At 60.3% G+C, this 14,889-nt stretch carries 16 protein-coding genes; 9 read left to right on the forward strand and 7 right to left on the reverse strand.

Annotated elements, in window-relative coordinates:
* Positions 1-143: 143 nt before the first annotated feature.
* The 3 genes from AB4O09_RS06875 to AB4O09_RS06885 form a co-directional block, all read right to left on the reverse strand.
* A complete protein-coding gene (locus AB4O09_RS06875; protein WP_003205305.1) occupies positions 144-1,091 on the reverse strand; it encodes an ornithine cyclodeaminase family protein in 948 nt (315 codons plus the stop codon).
* Between the two features lie 163 nt (positions 1,092-1,254).
* Positions 1,255-2,718: an ATP-dependent RNA helicase RhlB gene (gene rhlB, locus AB4O09_RS06880; RefSeq protein ID WP_003205304.1), complete on the reverse strand. Its 1,464-nt coding sequence runs from the start codon at positions 2,716-2,718 to the stop codon at positions 1,255-1,257.
* 98 nt (positions 2,719-2,816) lie between these two features.
* A complete protein-coding gene (locus AB4O09_RS06885) occupies positions 2,817-3,473 on the reverse strand; it encodes an alpha/beta hydrolase (protein WP_003205303.1) in 657 nt (218 codons plus the stop codon).
* A 473-nt stretch (positions 3,474-3,946) separates the two neighbouring features.
* On the opposite strand from AB4O09_RS06885, the gene AB4O09_RS06890 reads away from it, so the two are divergent.
* The 4 genes from AB4O09_RS06890 (at position 3,947) to AB4O09_RS06905 (ending at position 8,109) form a co-directional block, all read left to right on the forward strand.
* Entirely contained in the window at positions 3,947-4,978 is a 1,032-nt protein-coding gene (locus AB4O09_RS06890) for an amino acid ABC transporter substrate-binding protein (RefSeq protein WP_003205302.1), read from the forward strand.
* 65 nt (positions 4,979-5,043) lie between these two features.
* Positions 5,044-6,225: an amino acid ABC transporter permease gene (locus AB4O09_RS06895; protein ID WP_460108045.1), complete on the forward strand. Its 1,182-nt coding sequence runs from the start codon at positions 5,044-5,046 to the stop codon at positions 6,223-6,225.
* A gap of 10 nt (positions 6,226-6,235) precedes the next feature.
* Entirely contained in the window at positions 6,236-7,333 is a 1,098-nt protein-coding gene (locus AB4O09_RS06900; protein WP_003205300.1) for an amino acid ABC transporter permease, read from the forward strand.
* An 11-nt stretch (positions 7,334-7,344) separates the two neighbouring features.
* Positions 7,345-8,109: an amino acid ABC transporter ATP-binding protein gene (locus AB4O09_RS06905; protein WP_003205299.1), complete on the forward strand. Its 765-nt coding sequence runs from the start codon at positions 7,345-7,347 to the stop codon at positions 8,107-8,109.
* Positions 8,110-8,176: 67 nt separating this feature from the next.
* Here the strand turns inward: AB4O09_RS06905 and AB4O09_RS06910 are convergent, their stop codons facing one another.
* Complete coding sequence (locus AB4O09_RS06910; protein ID WP_003205298.1) at positions 8,177-8,665, reverse strand: type II toxin-antitoxin system MqsA family antitoxin; 489 nt, start codon at positions 8,663-8,665, stop codon at positions 8,177-8,179.
* Positions 8,662-8,973 (reverse strand): type II toxin-antitoxin system MqsR family toxin, encoded by a 312-nt coding sequence (locus tag AB4O09_RS06915; RefSeq protein ID WP_003205297.1) that lies wholly within the window; start codon positions 8,971-8,973, stop codon positions 8,662-8,664. The genes AB4O09_RS06910 and AB4O09_RS06915 overlap by 4 nt, the downstream gene beginning before the upstream one ends.
* A 166-nt stretch (positions 8,974-9,139) precedes the next feature.
* On the opposite strand from AB4O09_RS06915, the gene AB4O09_RS06920 reads away from it, so the two are divergent.
* The 5 genes from AB4O09_RS06920 (at position 9,140) to AB4O09_RS06940 (ending at position 13,077) form a co-directional block, all read left to right on the forward strand.
* Positions 9,140-9,799 carry a FadR/GntR family transcriptional regulator gene (locus AB4O09_RS06920; RefSeq protein ID WP_003205296.1) on the forward strand — a complete coding sequence of 220 codons (660 nt, stop codon included), beginning with the start codon at positions 9,140-9,142 and terminating at the stop codon, positions 9,797-9,799.
* Positions 9,800-9,835: 36 nt separating this feature from the next.
* Positions 9,836-11,140 carry a CynX/NimT family MFS transporter gene (locus AB4O09_RS06925; protein ID WP_060614290.1) on the forward strand — a complete coding sequence of 435 codons (1,305 nt, stop codon included), beginning with the start codon at positions 9,836-9,838 and terminating at the stop codon, positions 11,138-11,140.
* Between the two features lie 87 nt (positions 11,141-11,227).
* Entirely contained in the window at positions 11,228-11,698 is a 471-nt protein-coding gene (locus AB4O09_RS06930) for a nuclear transport factor 2 family protein (RefSeq protein ID WP_003205294.1), read from the forward strand.
* Positions 11,699-11,738: 40 nt separating this feature from the next.
* Positions 11,739-12,062, forward strand: a complete 324-nt coding sequence (locus AB4O09_RS06935) for a GIY-YIG nuclease family protein (RefSeq protein WP_003205293.1) — start codon at positions 11,739-11,741, stop codon at positions 12,060-12,062.
* 79 nt (positions 12,063-12,141) lie between these two features.
* Complete coding sequence (locus AB4O09_RS06940; protein ID WP_003205292.1) at positions 12,142-13,077, forward strand: glutathione S-transferase family protein; 936 nt, start codon at positions 12,142-12,144, stop codon at positions 13,075-13,077.
* Between the two features lie 187 nt (positions 13,078-13,264).
* On the opposite strand, the gene AB4O09_RS06945 is transcribed toward AB4O09_RS06940, so the two are convergent.
* Together AB4O09_RS06945 and yejK are read right to left on the reverse strand one after the other, a co-directional pair.
* Positions 13,265-13,621, reverse strand: coding sequence for a glutaredoxin family protein (locus AB4O09_RS06945; RefSeq protein ID WP_027911414.1), 357 nt, complete (start codon positions 13,619-13,621; stop codon positions 13,265-13,267).
* Positions 13,621-14,625 carry a nucleoid-associated protein YejK gene (yejK, locus tag AB4O09_RS06950; protein WP_003205290.1) on the reverse strand — a complete coding sequence of 335 codons (1,005 nt, stop codon included), beginning with the start codon at positions 14,623-14,625 and terminating at the stop codon, positions 13,621-13,623. Before yejK ends, AB4O09_RS06945 begins: the two co-directional genes overlap by 1 nt.
* Positions 14,626-14,889: the final 264 nt, after the last annotated feature.

Raw genomic sequence — 14,889 nt, forward strand, 5'->3', positions numbered from 1 at the left:
TCTCCTGCGAAGAATGTGCCCGGGAACTCGAAGACCCCTGTGGGAGCGAGCTTGCTCGCGAAGGCGGCCTGACAGTCGATATTGAAGGTGACTGACCCACCGCCATCGCGAGCAAGCTCGCTCCCACAAGGGAATGGGGGGTGTCAGTTGTGAAGTCGATACAGGGCATTCGCCAGCGCAACATCTTCCAGGCCCAGACCAATGGAGCGGAAGAACACGTGGCGTTGGTAGTCGGGACGCGCCACGTGTTCGCTGAGTAATTCGGGCAAATCGCCGACGATGCTCGACGCCTCCCAGCCATGCTCTTCGCCGGCGATCAGCATTTCACCGGCCGAGCCTGGGGTGGTCTGACGATAGTCGCAGAACACGTCCATGTCGTTGAGGCTTTGAGGGGGGACTTCATGGGCGCGTGGGGCGTTGGTGCTGATGGAGGTGATCAGCGCCGGTTTGCCCAGGGCCTGCGGGTCGAGTACCGCTTTGGCGGACGAGGTGCAGAGCATCACCACATCAGCGTCGTGCAGCGCCGCTTCAAGGCTGTCGGCGATGTGCAGGCGCGGGTCCAGGTCGGTGATGGAGGCAAGTTCTTGTGCCGACTTGGTCTTCAGGCCTGGCGAATATAGGCTGATAGCTTGCCAGTCCCGCAGGCCCTTGACGTATTGCACGTGTGCCCGCGCCACCGCACCGCTACCGATGACCGCCAGGCGCCGGGCGGTGTGCGGGGCGAGGGCATCGACGGCAACAGCCGTGGTGGCAGCGGTGCGAGCGGTGGTCAACTCGGCGGCATCGCACAGTAGCAGCGGCTGGCCGGTCTGCATCGACATCAACAAGGTCCAGGCGGTCACCAGCGGACCTTGCTCGCGAACGATGTAGGGCGAGGTCTTGACCCCGTAGACCTGGTCTTCAGCCAGCACACCCAGATAGTTGATGAAGTCCCCGGCGCCCTGTGGAAACACCACCAGTTGCTGGGGTGGCTGCACCGCTTGTCCAGCGGCGAGATCACGGAACAGCTTGCGCAGGATGTGCGGCACGTCGATTTGCCCGAGCAGTTCTCGGGCCTGGGCTTGGGTCATCACATGGGGCGTGCTGGACATGGGGGCTCCGGATGCTTGCGTAAACTAATTTGTCCATTATGGACTTTTAGTTCAATCGAGCAATATCCCCAGGCAAAAAAAAGCGCAGCCTGTCTTGGCTGCGCTGATCATTCCCACGCTCTGCGTGGGAATGCCTCATGGACGCTCTGCGTCCGTCTCGATGCTAAGGGCGCTTGCGCTCGACCGGTCGCAACAGATGCGTCGGCGGAGTTTCGCAATTAATCTTTTTCCCCAGCAACGCCTCAATCGACGGCAACTGGTAGGAGTCATCCTCACCGGCGAAGCTGATCGAAACCCCCGCGGCCCCGGCACGACCGGTACGGCCGATGCGATGCACGTAGTCGTCCGGCACTTCCGGCAGGGTGAAATTGATCACGTGGCTGATGCCGTCGATGTGGATACCACGACCGGCCACGTCGGTGGCCACCAGCACGCGAATCTTGCCTTCACGGAAACCTTCGAGGGTCTTGATGCGCTTGTGTTGCGGCACGTCGCCCGAGAGCTGGGCCGCGTTGACGCCATCGCGCACCAGGCGTTCCTCGATGCGGCGCACTTCGTCCTTGCGGTTGGCGAACACCATCACCCGCTCCCAACCGTTGTCGTTGACCAGGTTGTAGAGCAGCTTGTACTTGTCGGCCCCGGCGACTGCGTAGATATGTTGCTCGACGTTTTCGCTGGCGACGTTCTCGGCTTCGATCTCGACGATGGCAGGGTCGGTGGTCCACTGCTTGGCCAGGTTCATCACGTCCTCGGTGAAGGTGGCGGAGAACAGCAGGGTCTGGCGTTCGCTTTTCGGTGGAGTCTGGCGAATGATCTGGCGCACTTGCGGGATGAAGCCCATGTCGAGCATGCGGTCGGCTTCGTCCAGCACCATCACTTCGACCATGTCCAGGTGCACGTCGCCGCGCTGGTTGAAGTCCAGCAGGCGGCCCGGCGTGGCGACCAGGATGTCGCAGTGACGGGCTTCGAGGTGCTTGAGCTGCTTGTCGAAATCCATGCCACCCACGAACGTCATGACGTTCAGGCCGGTGTACTTGGTCAGGTCGGCGGCGTCCTTGGCGATCTGCACCACCAGCTCGCGGGTCGGCGCGATGATCAGCGCCCGCGGTTCGCCCATGTAGCGTTCCTTGGGCGGTGGGGTCTGGAGCAGCTGGGTGATGATGGAAATCAGGAATGCGGCGGTCTTGCCGGTGCCGGTCTGGGCGCGACCGATGGCGTCTTTGCCGGCGAGGGTGTAACCGAGCACTTGCGCCTGGATCGGCGTGCAATACGGGAAACCCAGGTCCTGGATGGCATGCATCAGTTCCGGGGCGAGCTTGAAATCGTGGAAGCGGGTCTTGCCTTCCTGGGGTTCTACGACGAAGTCCTCGAGCTTCCAGGCGACGACCGGCGGTTTCGGTGCGCGTTCGCGCCGTGGCCTGGGGGTTTCGTTGCGTGGTTTCTCGGGCTCGGGGGCCGTAACAGGCTGGGCGACGGGTTCTTTTGTTGCCTGTGCAACAGGTGCCGCCCGGCGCGGTTGTTGCGCATCGGTACGGCTCGGGCCGTGGGTCGGCGCAGTGGAGCCAGGCGCGAGTTGCTCGGCCTCGCTTTTACCGAACATCTTCTTGAGTGCTTTGAGCACGGTCATCTCATCGATTGGTTAAGGAATGTACGCCGGCCAGTGTAATGCAAGAAACGGGCGCGGCGTAGTGTGATCGTCAAAGGACCGGCGTGGCGATCAGCCTCTTAGCGCAACCGCTCGGCCAGCCAGGTGCCGATGTCGCGAATCTCCTCGGGTAACACTTCGTGGCCCATTGGGTATTCTTGCCATGTCACGGTGACACCATGCTGCTTCAAATACTCTTTTGCGGTCCGACCCATGGGGTTGAGTACCACTTCGTCGTATTGCCCGTGCAGCGCCAGGACTGGAATACGTTGCTGGCTGGCCGACAATTGCAACTCATCGCTGAAAGTCGGTGCATAAGTAGACAGCGCGACCACGCCGCCCAGCGGGCCCTGCCATTTCACGAATGCCGTGTGATAGACCACCGCGCCGCCCTGGGAGAAACCCGCCAGGAAAATCCGCGAGGCGTCTATTCCGCTGGCTCGCTGGGTTTCGATCAGGTCGATGACCCGTTGTGCCGAGGCTTCGAGCTGCTGTTCGTCAATGGCCCGCGCCGGGCTCAAGGCCCGGATGTCGTACCAACTGGGCATGGCGTAGCCGCCGTTAATCGTTACTGGTTGGGTCGGTGCCTGGGGTAGAACGAAACGTGTGGTGAGCAAACTTTGTTGCAACATTTCAGCGACTGGCAGGAAATCAAAACGATCGGCGCCCAGGCCGTGAAGCCAGATAACGCACGCGTCGGCAGTGCCGCTGGGCTCGAGAATCAGGGGGTCGGTCATGGTTGTGCTCCAAATCTGTGCGGGCGCGCCCAATCAGTGCGTGATTACAGTGCGTGTCCGGTGTCTCAGTTAATTAGATGTCGCAAAGTTGAAAGTTTTTGTCTTGACGTGTTTTACAAGGGCTAAGCGCAGCGGTCTGGTACGGGCTTTGCTATGGGTGTACCCGAGTGATGATTCTTACGCTGTGCGGTAACACTATCAGTTCACCGCGACGCATGGGATATCAGAAATCCGGTGATGAATGTTCGCCAGTAGCCGCTACGGGCTTCGCGAACGTGAAGGGCTACAGCCCGTTCGGCCGATTGGTGAGAGATGGGCATGACCACTGTTTACGGACATCCTCATTATTAGACTCATAGCGAAGGTCCAGACGTCGGTTGACCCTAAAAAAAGCCAACAAGGGTCGGCAATGCCCCAAAAGGGTGCGACAGGACTCGAGCTCCGACACAACAAGAGCAAAACTGGAGGTTTGAATGAAGTTACTGAAATCCACCCTGGCCGTCATGACTGCAGCAGCAGTCCTTGGTGTCAGCGGGTTCGCTCAGGCGGGTGCAACTCTGGATGCCGTGCAGAAAAAAGGTTTTGTGCAATGTGGTGTGAGTGATGGCCTGCCGGGTTTCTCGGTGCCTGATTCGACCGGCAAGATCGTCGGTATCGACGCTGATTTCTGCCGTGCCGTGGCCGCTGCTGTATTTGGCGATGCGACCAAGGTCAAGTTCAGCCAGTTGAACGCCAAGGAGCGCTTCACCGCGCTGCAATCGGGCGAAATCGACATGCTCTCGCGCAACTCCACCATGACCAGCTCCCGTGACGCGGGCATGGGCTTGAAATTCCCAGGCTTCATCACCTACTACGACGGCATCGGCTTCCTGGCCAACAACAAGCTGGGCGTCAAAAGCGCCAAGGAACTGGACGGTGCAACCATCTGCATCCAGGCCGGTACCACCACCGAGCTGAACGTTTCCGACTACTTCCGCGCCAACGGCCTGAAGTACACCCCGATCACTTTCGACACCTCCGATGAAAGCGCCAAGTCGCTGGAATCCGGTCGTTGCGACGTGCTGACCTCGGACAAATCCCAGCTGTTCGCCCAGCGCAGCAAGCTGGCTTCGCCAAAGGACTACGTGGTTCTGCCGGAAACCATTTCCAAGGAGCCCCTGGGCCCAGTCGTGCGTAACGGCGACGACGAGTGGCTGGCCATTGTCCGTTGGACTGGCTACGCCTTGCTCAACGCTGAAGAAGCTGGTGTGACCTCGAAGAACGTCGAGGCCGAAGCCAAGTCCACCAAGAACCCTGATGTCGCTCGTATGCTGGGCGCTGATGGTGAATACGGCAAAGACCTGAAACTGCCGAAAGACTGGGTTGTGCAGATCGTCAAGCAGGTCGGCAACTACGGTGAAATGTTCGAGCGCAACCTCGGCAAGGGCACTCCGCTGGAAATCGACCGCGGCCTGAACGCTCTGTGGAACGCCGGCGGCATTCAATACGCACCACCAGTGCGCTGATGGTTCTATCACCCGGTGGGCCAACCACCGGGTGATGTTCTGTTCCATTCTTTGCGGGGCACTTCATGCAAAATTCAATCGGCGCACCTAAGCAGAGGCTCAGCCTCAGCGATCCACGAGTGCGTGCGTGGGTATTTCAAATCGTCACTGTCGTGGCGGTTATCGCGCTGGGCTGGTTTCTGTTCGATAACACACAAACCAATCTTCAGCACCGAGGCATCACCTCCGGTTTCGGCTTCCTGGAACGCAGTGCCGGTTTCGGCATCGCCCAACACCTGATCGACTACACCGAAGCGGACAGCTATGCCCGGGTCTTTGTCATCGGGTTGCTCAACACGCTGCTGGTCACGTTCATTGGCGTGATCCTGGCAACTATCCTGGGGTTCATCATCGGTGTGGCACGGCTGTCGCAGAATTGGATCATTTCCAAGCTGGCAACCGTTTATGTCGAGGTTTTCCGTAATATCCCGCCACTGCTGCAAATCCTGTTCTGGTACTTCGCGGTATTCCTGAGCATGCCAGGACCGCGGGCCGCCCATAACTTCGGCGACACCTTCTTTGTCAGCAGTCGGGGCCTGAACATGCCTGCCGCGCTGATGGCCGAAGGGTTCTGGCCGTTCGTGATCAGTGTTGTGCTGGCGATCGTCGCCATCGTGCTGATGGCGCGTTGGGCCAACAAGCGTTTCGAAGCGACTGGCGAGCCGTTTCATAAATTCTGGGTCGGCCTGGCGCTGTTCCTGGTGATCCCGGCGTTGAGCGCGCTGCTTTTTGGTGCGCCGGTGCATTGGGAAATGCCGGAGCTCAAGGGCTTCAACTTCGTCGGTGGCTGGGTGCTGATCCCGGAACTGCTGGCCTTGACCCTGGCCTTGACCGTGTACACCGCGGCCTTCATCGCCGAGATCGTACGCTCGGGCATCAAGTCGGTCAGCCACGGTCAGACCGAAGCCGCCCGTTCCCTGGGGCTGCGCAACGGTCCGACCCTGCGCAAAGTGATCATCCCGCAGGCCCTGCGCGTGATCATTCCACCGTTGACCAGCCAATACCTGAACCTGGCGAAAAACTCCTCCCTGGCGGCCGGTATCGGCTACCCGGAAATGGTTTCGCTGTTTGCCGGCACAGTGTTGAACCAGACGGGCCAGGCCATCGAGGTGATTGCGATCACCATGAGTGTGTACCTGGCGATCAGTATCAGCATTTCGTTGCTGATGAACTGGTACAACAAGCGCATTGCGCTGATCGAGCGGTGAGGAAACGCGCATGACGACTCATACTTTCAAACCAGACATGCCCCCGCCGGGCAGCAGCATCGGCGTGGTGGCGTGGATGCGCGCCAACATGTTCTCCAGCTGGATCAACACGCTGCTGACCCTGTTTGCGTTCTACCTGATCTACCTGATCGTTCCACCGCTGTTGCACTGGGCGATCCTCGATGCCAACTGGGTCGGTACCACCCGCGCCGACTGCACCAAGGAAGGCGCCTGCTGGGTGTTCATCCAGCAGCGTTTCGGTCAGTTCATGTACGGCTATTACCCGACGGATCTGCGCTGGCGCGTCGACCTGACCGTATGGCTGGCAGTGATCGGTGTGGCGCCGTTGTTCATCTCGCGCTTCCCGCGCAAGGCGATCTACGGCCTGAGTTTCCTGGTGCTGTATCCGATCATCGCCTGGTGCCTGCTGCACGGCGGCGTGTTCGGCCTGGACGCCGTGGCGACCAGCCAATGGGGCGGCCTGATGCTGACCCTGGTGATCGCTACCGTCGGTATCGTCGGTGCACTGCCGCTAGGCATCGTCCTGGCGTTGGGCCGTCGTTCGAACATGCCGGCGATTCGCGTGGTCTGCGTGACCTTCATCGAGTTCTGGCGCGGCGTGCCATTGATCACGGTGCTGTTCATGTCCTCGGTGATGCTGCCGCTGTTCCTGCCTGAAGGCATGAACTTCGACAAGCTGCTGCGGGCGTTGATCGGGGTGATCCTGTTCCAGTCGGCCTACATTGCCGAAGTGGTGCGTGGTGGCCTGCAAGCCATTCCCAAGGGCCAGTACGAAGCGGCCGCGGCGATGGGCCTGGGTTACTGGCGCAGCATGGGCCTGGTGATTCTGCCGCAAGCCCTGAAGCTGGTGATCCCGGGTATCGTCAACACCTTTATTGCGTTGTTCAAGGACACGAGCCTGGTGATCATCATCGGCCTGTTCGACCTGCTCAACAGCGTGAAACAAGCTGCCGCCGACCCGAAATGGCTGGGCATGGCCACTGAAGGCTATGTGTTCGCCGCCCTGGTGTTCTGGATTTTCTGTTTTGGTATGTCCCGCTATTCCATGCATTTGGAACGCAAGCTGGACACTGGCCACAAGCGTTAGGAGCGTAGTTTATGAGTGAAGCGATCAAACAGCCTGTGAGCCCTGAAGGCATTATTCAGATGCAGGGCGTCAACAAGTGGTACGGCCAGTTCCACGTGTTGAAAGACATCAACCTGAACGTCAAGCAGGGCGAGCGTATCGTGCTGTGCGGCCCGTCGGGCTCCGGCAAGTCCACCACCATCCGCTGCCTCAACCGCCTGGAAGAGCACCAGCAGGGCCGCATCGTGGTCGACGGCGTGGAGCTGACCAACGACCTCAAGCAGATCGAAGCGATCCGCCGTGAAGTCGGCATGGTGTTCCAGCACTTCAACCTGTTCCCGCACCTGACCATCCTGCAGAACTGCACCCTGGCGCCGATGTGGGTACGCAAGATGCCCAAGCGCAAGGCCGAGGAAATCGCCATGCATTACCTGGAGCGCGTGCGCATTCCAGAGCAGGCGAACAAGTACCCGGGCCAGCTCTCCGGCGGTCAGCAACAGCGCGTGGCCATCGCTCGTGCCCTGTGCATGAAACCGAAAATCATGCTGTTCGACGAGCCGACCTCGGCCCTCGACCCGGAAATGGTGAAAGAAGTGCTGGACACCATGATCGGCCTGGCCGAAGACGGCATGACCATGCTCTGCGTGACCCACGAAATGGGTTTCGCCCGCACCGTGGCCAACCGCGTGATCTTCATGGACAAGGGTGAAATCGTCGAACAGGCCGCGCCGAACGACTTCTTCGACAACCCGCAGAATGACCGCACCAAGCTGTTCCTGAGCCAGATCCTGCATTGATCCGGCCTTAGGCAGTGAAATAAGCCCGGACTTGTCCGGGTTTATTTTTGCCTGCGTTTTCTTCGCCTCAGGAGCTGAGCACGGTTTCGCGCTCGGGGTGGCGGTCAAGCAACAACTGCCGCAGGTCGGTGCCTTCGTCCAGGATCTGGATCTCGGCCATCAGGTGCGGATGACGATCCAGCAGGCGCATCAGCATGAACAGCGGTTGAGGTGGGGGGATCTCGCCTCGCTCATAGCGGGAAAAGGCATTGTGCCCACCGCCGGACAGTAACTTCACGGCTTCTTTCTGGGTGAGATGCAGTTTGCGACGGATGCGCTTGATCTCTGCGCCCATGGCTTGAAGACAGTCTTCGAGCAACTGGTCGCTTGCCTTGGAATAGCGCTCGGCGCTGTCGGTATCGTGATCGAATTCTATTTCGCCACAGACCTGGCACTCCCACCCGGCGATGTCGTGCACCGGTCGGGCTACCCGCTTGTAGTCGACTGAGAAGCTGCGATTCTTGAAGTGATGCATCGCCTTGTCTGTGCCACAGCTGACACATTGCTGTGTTTTCATTGGTTTTTCTCTTTGAAGGAGATCACCGGATGCCCACCGCCGGGGCGGTAAGTCACTTTGATGTAGATCTCCCGATCCTGAAATGTTGTGTGATAGACGTCTTGCCAGATTCGGTGATCGGCATAGGTGGTCATCGATTTGTGCAGCATCCTGTACTCCAGCAGGTGAACGATCCGCAGCATCTGGGCAAGACTTAACGTCATCCTCCGTCCGCCTTCCCGCGCGCTCATCGTGAACGCCTTGCTTCCCAACCTGCGAACCTCGGCCTTGACCTCTGCCAGCTCGTAATGGGGCGTGCTCTTTTCCATAAGAAGTCATTTACCTTGTCTCTAAAATTACCCTCAAAGGGTAATTTTGACCAATCGAAAATCTCGCTCTTTATCTGCCCTTAAACCCTAGGCGCTTGTTCTCTGGGATGAAGCTGACTAACATGTCAGAAAATTCATCCTATGATTGGATGAAAGGGCGGACTCCATGTCAGATATTTCTCCATTAATAAAGCGCTCCCTAGTCGATCAGGCCTTGGAGCAATTGCGCCGACGTATCAGCGATGGTGTGTGGGCCGTCGGCCAGCGCTTGCCCACCGAGCCGGAGTTGGTGGCGGAACTGGGTATCAGCCGCAACACCGTGCGCGAAGCCATGCGCGTGCTGGCGTTTTCCGGGCTGATCGAGATCCGCCAGGGCGACGGCAGTTACGTGCGGGCAGTGGTTGATCCGCTGGATACGCTCAAGGTGCTGTCCCGCTGTTCGTTGGAACAGGCCCGGGAAACCCGGCATATCCTGGAGGTAGAGGCCATTGGCCTGGCGGCGCTGCGGCGCACCGATGAGGATCTGCTTGCCTTGCGCCGGGCACTGCAAGACAGCGGCGAGCACTATCACGGCGACCTGGAGCACTACATCGCCTGCGACCTGGTGTTCCACCGCCTCCTGGTGGATGCCGCGCACAACCCTGCGCTCAGTGAACTCTATCGCTACTTCTCCAGCGTCATCGGCGCACAGCTGCGCCAGAGCCTCAACATCACCCCGCGCCATCAACATGTGTTCGACCTGCATGTCGAAATCCTTGAAGCCGTCGAGCAACAGGATCCGCAACGGGCCAAGTCCCTGTGCCGCCAATTGATCAATGAACCCTGAGTGCTTGAAACCCTGAGCCCCGAACCCGAGTTTTCCATGTCCCGCGATCTGCTTGACCCTGCCACTTCGACGGTGCCCAAACGCGCCGCCGAACTCGAAGAACTGTTGATCGACGCCGAGGCCGACGATGAGCAGGCCCAGCAGCACCCTCCGTTGGTGCGCCGCCCCTGGCTGTTGCTGCTCGGGTTGATCCTGGTGGCGCTGAACTTGCGTCCGGCGTTGTCGAGCATGGCGCCGTTGCTCAGCGAAGTGTCAAGAAGCCTCGGCCTGTCGGCTGCCCAGGCCGGTTTGCTGACCACATTGCCTGTGCTTTGCCTGGGCCTGTTCGCGCCGCTGGCGCCGGTGCTGGCGCGGCGCTTCGGTGCCGAGCGCGTGGTGCTGGGGATCTTGTTGACGCTGGCGGGCGGGATTGTCTTGCGCAGCGCCTTCGGTCAGGTCGGGCTGTTTGTCGGCAGCATCCTGGCCGGCGCGAGTATCGGTGTGATCGGCGTGCTGCTGCCGGGCATCGTCAAGCGCGACTTCGCCAAACAGGCCGGCACCATGACCGGTGTCTACACCATGGCTTTGTGCCTGGGCGCGGCGATGGCGGCCGGGGCGACCGTGCCGCTGAGCGAGCAGCTTGGCCACAGCTGGGCCTTGGGCCTGGGCTTCTGGGTGGTCCCGGCGCTGCTGGCCGCGGTGTTCTGGTTACCGCAAGTGGGCGAGAAACACGGAGCCCACCAAGTGGCTTATCGGGTCCGCGGCTTGCTGCGTGATCCCCTGGCCTGGCAAGTGACGTTGTACATGGGGCTGCAATCGTCCCTGGCCTACATCGTCTTTGGCTGGCTGCCGTCGATCCTGATTGGCCGTGGCCTGACCCCGACCCAGGCCGGGCTCGTGCTGTCCGGTTCGGTCATCGTGCAGTTGATCAGTTCCCTCGCGGCGCCCTGGTTGGCAACGCGCGGCAAGGACCAGCGCCTGGCCATCGTGATCGTCATGCTCATGGTCCTGGGTGGCTTGTTCGGTTGCCTCTACGCGCCGCTCGATGGCTTGTGGGGCTGGGCGATCCTGCTGGGCTTGGGGCAGGGCGGATCATTCAGCCTGGCGCTCACGCTGATCGTGTTGCGTTCGCGGGACGCCCACGTGGCCGCCAACCTTTCCAGCATGGCCCAGGGGTTCGGCTATACGCTGGCGTCGCTGGGGCCGTTCGCGGTGGGTGTGGTCCACGACTTGACCGGCGGCTGGAATGCCCTGGGCTGGATCTTCGGCCTGGTTGGCCTGGGGGCGATCATCGCCGGCATCGGCGCAGGCCGGGCGTTGTACGTCGGGGTCAGCAGCGAAAGGGTCACTGACCTTCGTTGATATCATTTTCATGGCGAATGACGATAGTCTTCCCTGCGGCGGAAGATTATCGTACTGGCCTACTGAAACGTTTTTCGGAGCCTGTCCATGAGTGATGCCCACAACGCCTTGATCAGCCGTTTTTATCAGGCCTTCCAACGCCTGGACGCCGAAGCCATGAGCGCTTGCTACACCGACGACGTGCTGTTCAGCGACCCGGCGTTCGGCGAGCTGCGCGGGCGCGATGCCGGCGACATGTGGCGCATGCTGACGACCCGGGCCAAGGACTTTTCCCTGACCTTCGATAACGTGCGCAGCGATGAGCGTACCGGTGGTGCCCATTGGGTGGCGACGTACTTGTTCAGCCAGACCGGCAACATTGTGATCAATGACATTCAGGCGCGCTTCGTTTTTCGCGACGGCAAGATCTGCGAGCACCACGACAACTTCGATCTGTGGCGCTGGTCTCGCCAGGCATTGGGTGCCAAGGGCCTGTTGCTGGGCTGGACACCACTGGTACGCAACGCCGTCAGGGCCCAGGCCCTCAAGGGGCTGCGGGCGTTCCAGGCCAGTCGCTGATAAGATCGCGCCTTGTCTTTACCGACCTGTTGAACATCTAGTGACGACCGCCACCCTCTCTCCCGATCTGCCTGCACAAGGTCCCACCGAAGCGGACAAACCCTGGTTTGTCTACCTGGTGCGGGCCGCCAACGGTTCGCTGTACTGCGGCGTCAGTGATGACCCGGTGCGGCGTTTCGCCAAGCATCAAAGCGGCAAGGGGGCACGCTTCTTCCTTTCCAGCCCGGCAGTGGCCCTGGTGTACACCGAGGCTTGTCGCGACAAGGGCGAGGCCCTGCGCCAGGAGCGGCTGATCAAAAAGCTCAAGAAAAGCGCCAAGGAATGCCTGGTGGCCAGTGCGCTGTCGCTCAATCAGCCGGGCTGATAGGCCTTTATCAGGCCGGTAGGCTGTCCCGATCAGGCGCGCTAAGCTGTAAGACTTCATTCCTGCAGTGGCTAATCTCATGTCAGAGCTGATCCTTCATCATTACCCAACGTCTCCTTTCGCGGAAAAAGCCCGGCTGCTGCTGGGCTTCAAGGGGCTGTCCTGGCGTTCGGTGAACATCCCGCCGATGATGCCCAAGCCTGACCTGACGGCGTTGACGGGTGGCTATCGCAAGACGCCGGTGTTGCAGGTCGGCGCGGATGTCTATTGCGATACGTCGCTGATGGCTCGCCGCCTGGAGCAGGAAAAAGCTTCGCCGGTGCTGTTCCCCGAAGGCCGGGAAATGCTTGCCGCGTCCTTTGCAGCGTGGGCCGATTCGGTGGTGTTCCAGCATGCGGTGAGCCTGGTGTTCCAGCCGGAGTCGGTGGCGGCACGGTTCGCCAAGCTATCGCCCGAAGCGATCAAGGCGTTCATCAGCGACCGTGCCGGGCTGTTCAGTGGCGGCACGACTACGCGCTTGGCCGCCGAGCAGGCCAAGCACCAATGGCCGACGATCATGGCGCGTCTCGAACAACAGTTGCAGCGCGAGGAGGGCGATTTCCTGTTGGGTGATCCGTCGATTGCCGACTTCGCCATGGCCCATCCGCTGTGGTTCCTCAAGGGCACTCCGGTTACCTCGCCGCTGGTGGATGCTTATCCGGCTGTCTCGGCCTGGTTGGCGCGGGTGTTGGGTTTCGGCCATGGTGCCTCGAGCCAGATGAGTGCCGAAGAAGCCTTGGACGTTGCCCGCAACGCTACGCCGGCAGCGCTGCCGGATGAGGTATTCGACGAGCCGAACGGGTTCACGGCAGGGCAGCAGGTGAGCATCGCCGCGACCGACTATGGCGTCGATCCGGTGGCCGGGGAGTTGGTGTTTGCCGGGAGCGAAGAATTGATTCTGCGTCGCGAAGACGAGCGGGGCGGGGTGGTGCATGTGCACTTTCCGCGGTTTGGCTTCCGGATCGAGGCTCGATGAACAACGAATGACCTTGTGGGAGCGAGCTTGCTCGCGATGGCGCCAGATCAGTCGATATTGATGTTGAATGTTGGTCCGCTATCGCGAGCAAGCTCGCTCCCACAGGATAGGTGTGTGGTTCACAGGATCTGCGTTTGCCGCCGATCACTGTGTGGGAGCGAGCTTGCTCGCGATGAGGCCCTCAAACCTATATCGCGGACAACGCCTTGAGAATATTCTCCGGCTCATACCCACGAATCAACGTACCGTTCACATCCAGGATCGGAATCCCCCGGCCACCCAGCGCCTCATAAGTCTTGCGCGCCTCGGTGTCCTTCTCGATATCGAACTCGCGAAACGGCACGCCTTTCTCATCCAGGAACCGCCGGGTTGCCTTGCAGTAGCCGCACCAGTCGGTGGCATACAGCACGACGCGGGCGTTGCTGCGGATCTGCTCGGAAACCATCTGTGACGGGTTGAACACCCGCTCGATCTTGCCCCAGTTCTGATAGGCCACCACCACCAGCAGAATCAGCAGGAATTTCTTCAGCACCCCACCAAACATCAATTGCGACGCTTGAGCTGGTCGGTCAGCGACGTGGGCAGGCCCTTGATGATCAGCGTGCCGGCCTCTTCGTCGTACTCGATCTTGGAGCCCAACAAGTGCGCTTCGAAGCTGATGGACAAGCCTTCGGCGCGACCGGTGAAGCGACGGAACTGGTTGAGAGTGCGTTTATCCGCCGGGATTTCCGGCGACAACCCGTAGTCCTTGTTGCGGATATGGTCGTAGAAGGCTTTCGGGCGATCTTCGTCGATCAGTTCGGACAGTTCTTCCAGGCCCATCGGCTCGCCGAGCTTGGCCTGGCTGCTGGCGTAGTCGACCAGGGTCTTGGTTTTTTCCCGGGCATCCTCTTCCGGCAGGTCTTCGCTTTCGACGAAGTCACTGAAGGCCTTGAGCAGGGTGCGAGTCTCGCCGGGGCCGTCGACACCTTCCTGGCAGCCGATGAAATCACGGAAATACTCCGAGACCTTCTTGCCGTTCTTGCCCTTGATGAACGAGATGTACTGCTTCGATTGCTTGTTGTTCTGCCATTCCGACACGTTGATCCGCGCCGCCAGGTGCAACTGGCCCAGATCCAGATGGCGGGACGGGGTCACGTCCAGCTCATCGGTCACCGCCACGCCTTCGCTGTGGTGCAGCAGGGCGATGGCCAGGTAGTCGGTCATGCCTTGCTGGTAGTGAGCGAACAGCACGTGGCCGCCCACCGACAGGTTGGACTCTTCCATCAGCTTTTGCAGGTGTTCCACCGCCACGCGACTGAAGGCGGTGAAGTCCTTGCCGCCGTCCAGGTACTCCTTCAGCCAGCCGCTGAACGGATGCGCCCCGGACTCGGCATGGAAAAAGCCCCAGGCCTTGCCTTGCTTGGCGTTATAGCTTTCGTTGAGGTCGGCGAGCATGTTCTCGATGGCCGTGGACTCTGCCAGTTCGGAGTCGCGGGCATGGAGCACAGCTGGGGTGCCGTCGGGTTTTTTGTCGATCAGGTGGACGATGCAATGACGGATCGGCATGGATTTCTCGGCTGATGAAAGAGAGGAGGGAGCGCTCCCCGAAAAAGGCCCCAGTGTACCGCAATCACTGGTTTTGGAACCCGGCAAAGGCCCTTTCAGACCCGTCCGACACCCTATATGCATTTTTTTAACGTTTTAGCGCAAGAAAGCTGACCAAATGGGTAGCTAGAGGCGGATATTTCAGAGGCGTTGTGCTAGTTTTGCCCGGTCTTACGCGAAGTCACTGCGTTAAGCGTGCATTCAGCATCTGTCAGGTCGAACCAA

Source organism: Pseudomonas sp. H1_F01 (genome assembly GCF_054681425.1).

What these genes read in the sequence shown, in the direction of transcription:
- AB4O09_RS06875 (WP_003205305.1), bottom strand. Translation starts at nt 1,091, where the DNA reads ATGTCCAGCACGCCCCATGTGATGACCCAAGCCCAGGCCCGAGAACTG.
- rhlB (WP_003205304.1), bottom strand. Translation starts at nt 2,718, where the DNA reads ATGACCGTGCTCAAAGCACTCAAGAAGATGTTCGGTAAAAGCGAGGCC.
- AB4O09_RS06885 (WP_003205303.1), bottom strand. Translation starts at nt 3,473, where the DNA reads ATGACCGACCCCCTGATTCTCGAGCCCAGCGGCACTGCCGACGCGTGC.
- AB4O09_RS06890 (WP_003205302.1), top strand. Translation starts at nt 3,947, where the DNA reads ATGAAGTTACTGAAATCCACCCTGGCCGTCATGACTGCAGCAGCAGTC.
- AB4O09_RS06895 (WP_460108045.1), top strand. Translation starts at nt 5,044, where the DNA reads ATGCAAAATTCAATCGGCGCACCTAAGCAGAGGCTCAGCCTCAGCGAT.
- AB4O09_RS06900 (WP_003205300.1), top strand. Translation starts at nt 6,236, where the DNA reads ATGACGACTCATACTTTCAAACCAGACATGCCCCCGCCGGGCAGCAGC.
- AB4O09_RS06905 (WP_003205299.1), top strand. Translation starts at nt 7,345, where the DNA reads ATGAGTGAAGCGATCAAACAGCCTGTGAGCCCTGAAGGCATTATTCAG.
- AB4O09_RS06910 (WP_003205298.1), bottom strand. Translation starts at nt 8,665, where the DNA reads ATGAAAACACAGCAATGTGTCAGCTGTGGCACAGACAAGGCGATGCAT.
- AB4O09_RS06915 (WP_003205297.1), bottom strand. Translation starts at nt 8,973, where the DNA reads ATGGAAAAGAGCACGCCCCATTACGAGCTGGCAGAGGTCAAGGCCGAG.
- AB4O09_RS06920 (WP_003205296.1), top strand. Translation starts at nt 9,140, where the DNA reads ATGTCAGATATTTCTCCATTAATAAAGCGCTCCCTAGTCGATCAGGCC.
- AB4O09_RS06925 (WP_060614290.1), top strand. Translation starts at nt 9,836, where the DNA reads ATGTCCCGCGATCTGCTTGACCCTGCCACTTCGACGGTGCCCAAACGC.
- AB4O09_RS06930 (WP_003205294.1), top strand. Translation starts at nt 11,228, where the DNA reads ATGAGTGATGCCCACAACGCCTTGATCAGCCGTTTTTATCAGGCCTTC.
- AB4O09_RS06940 (WP_003205292.1), top strand. Translation starts at nt 12,142, where the DNA reads ATGTCAGAGCTGATCCTTCATCATTACCCAACGTCTCCTTTCGCGGAA.
- AB4O09_RS06945 (WP_027911414.1), bottom strand. Translation starts at nt 13,621, where the DNA reads ATGTTTGGTGGGGTGCTGAAGAAATTCCTGCTGATTCTGCTGGTGGTG.
- yejK (WP_003205290.1), bottom strand. Translation starts at nt 14,625, where the DNA reads ATGCCGATCCGTCATTGCATCGTCCACCTGATCGACAAAAAACCCGAC.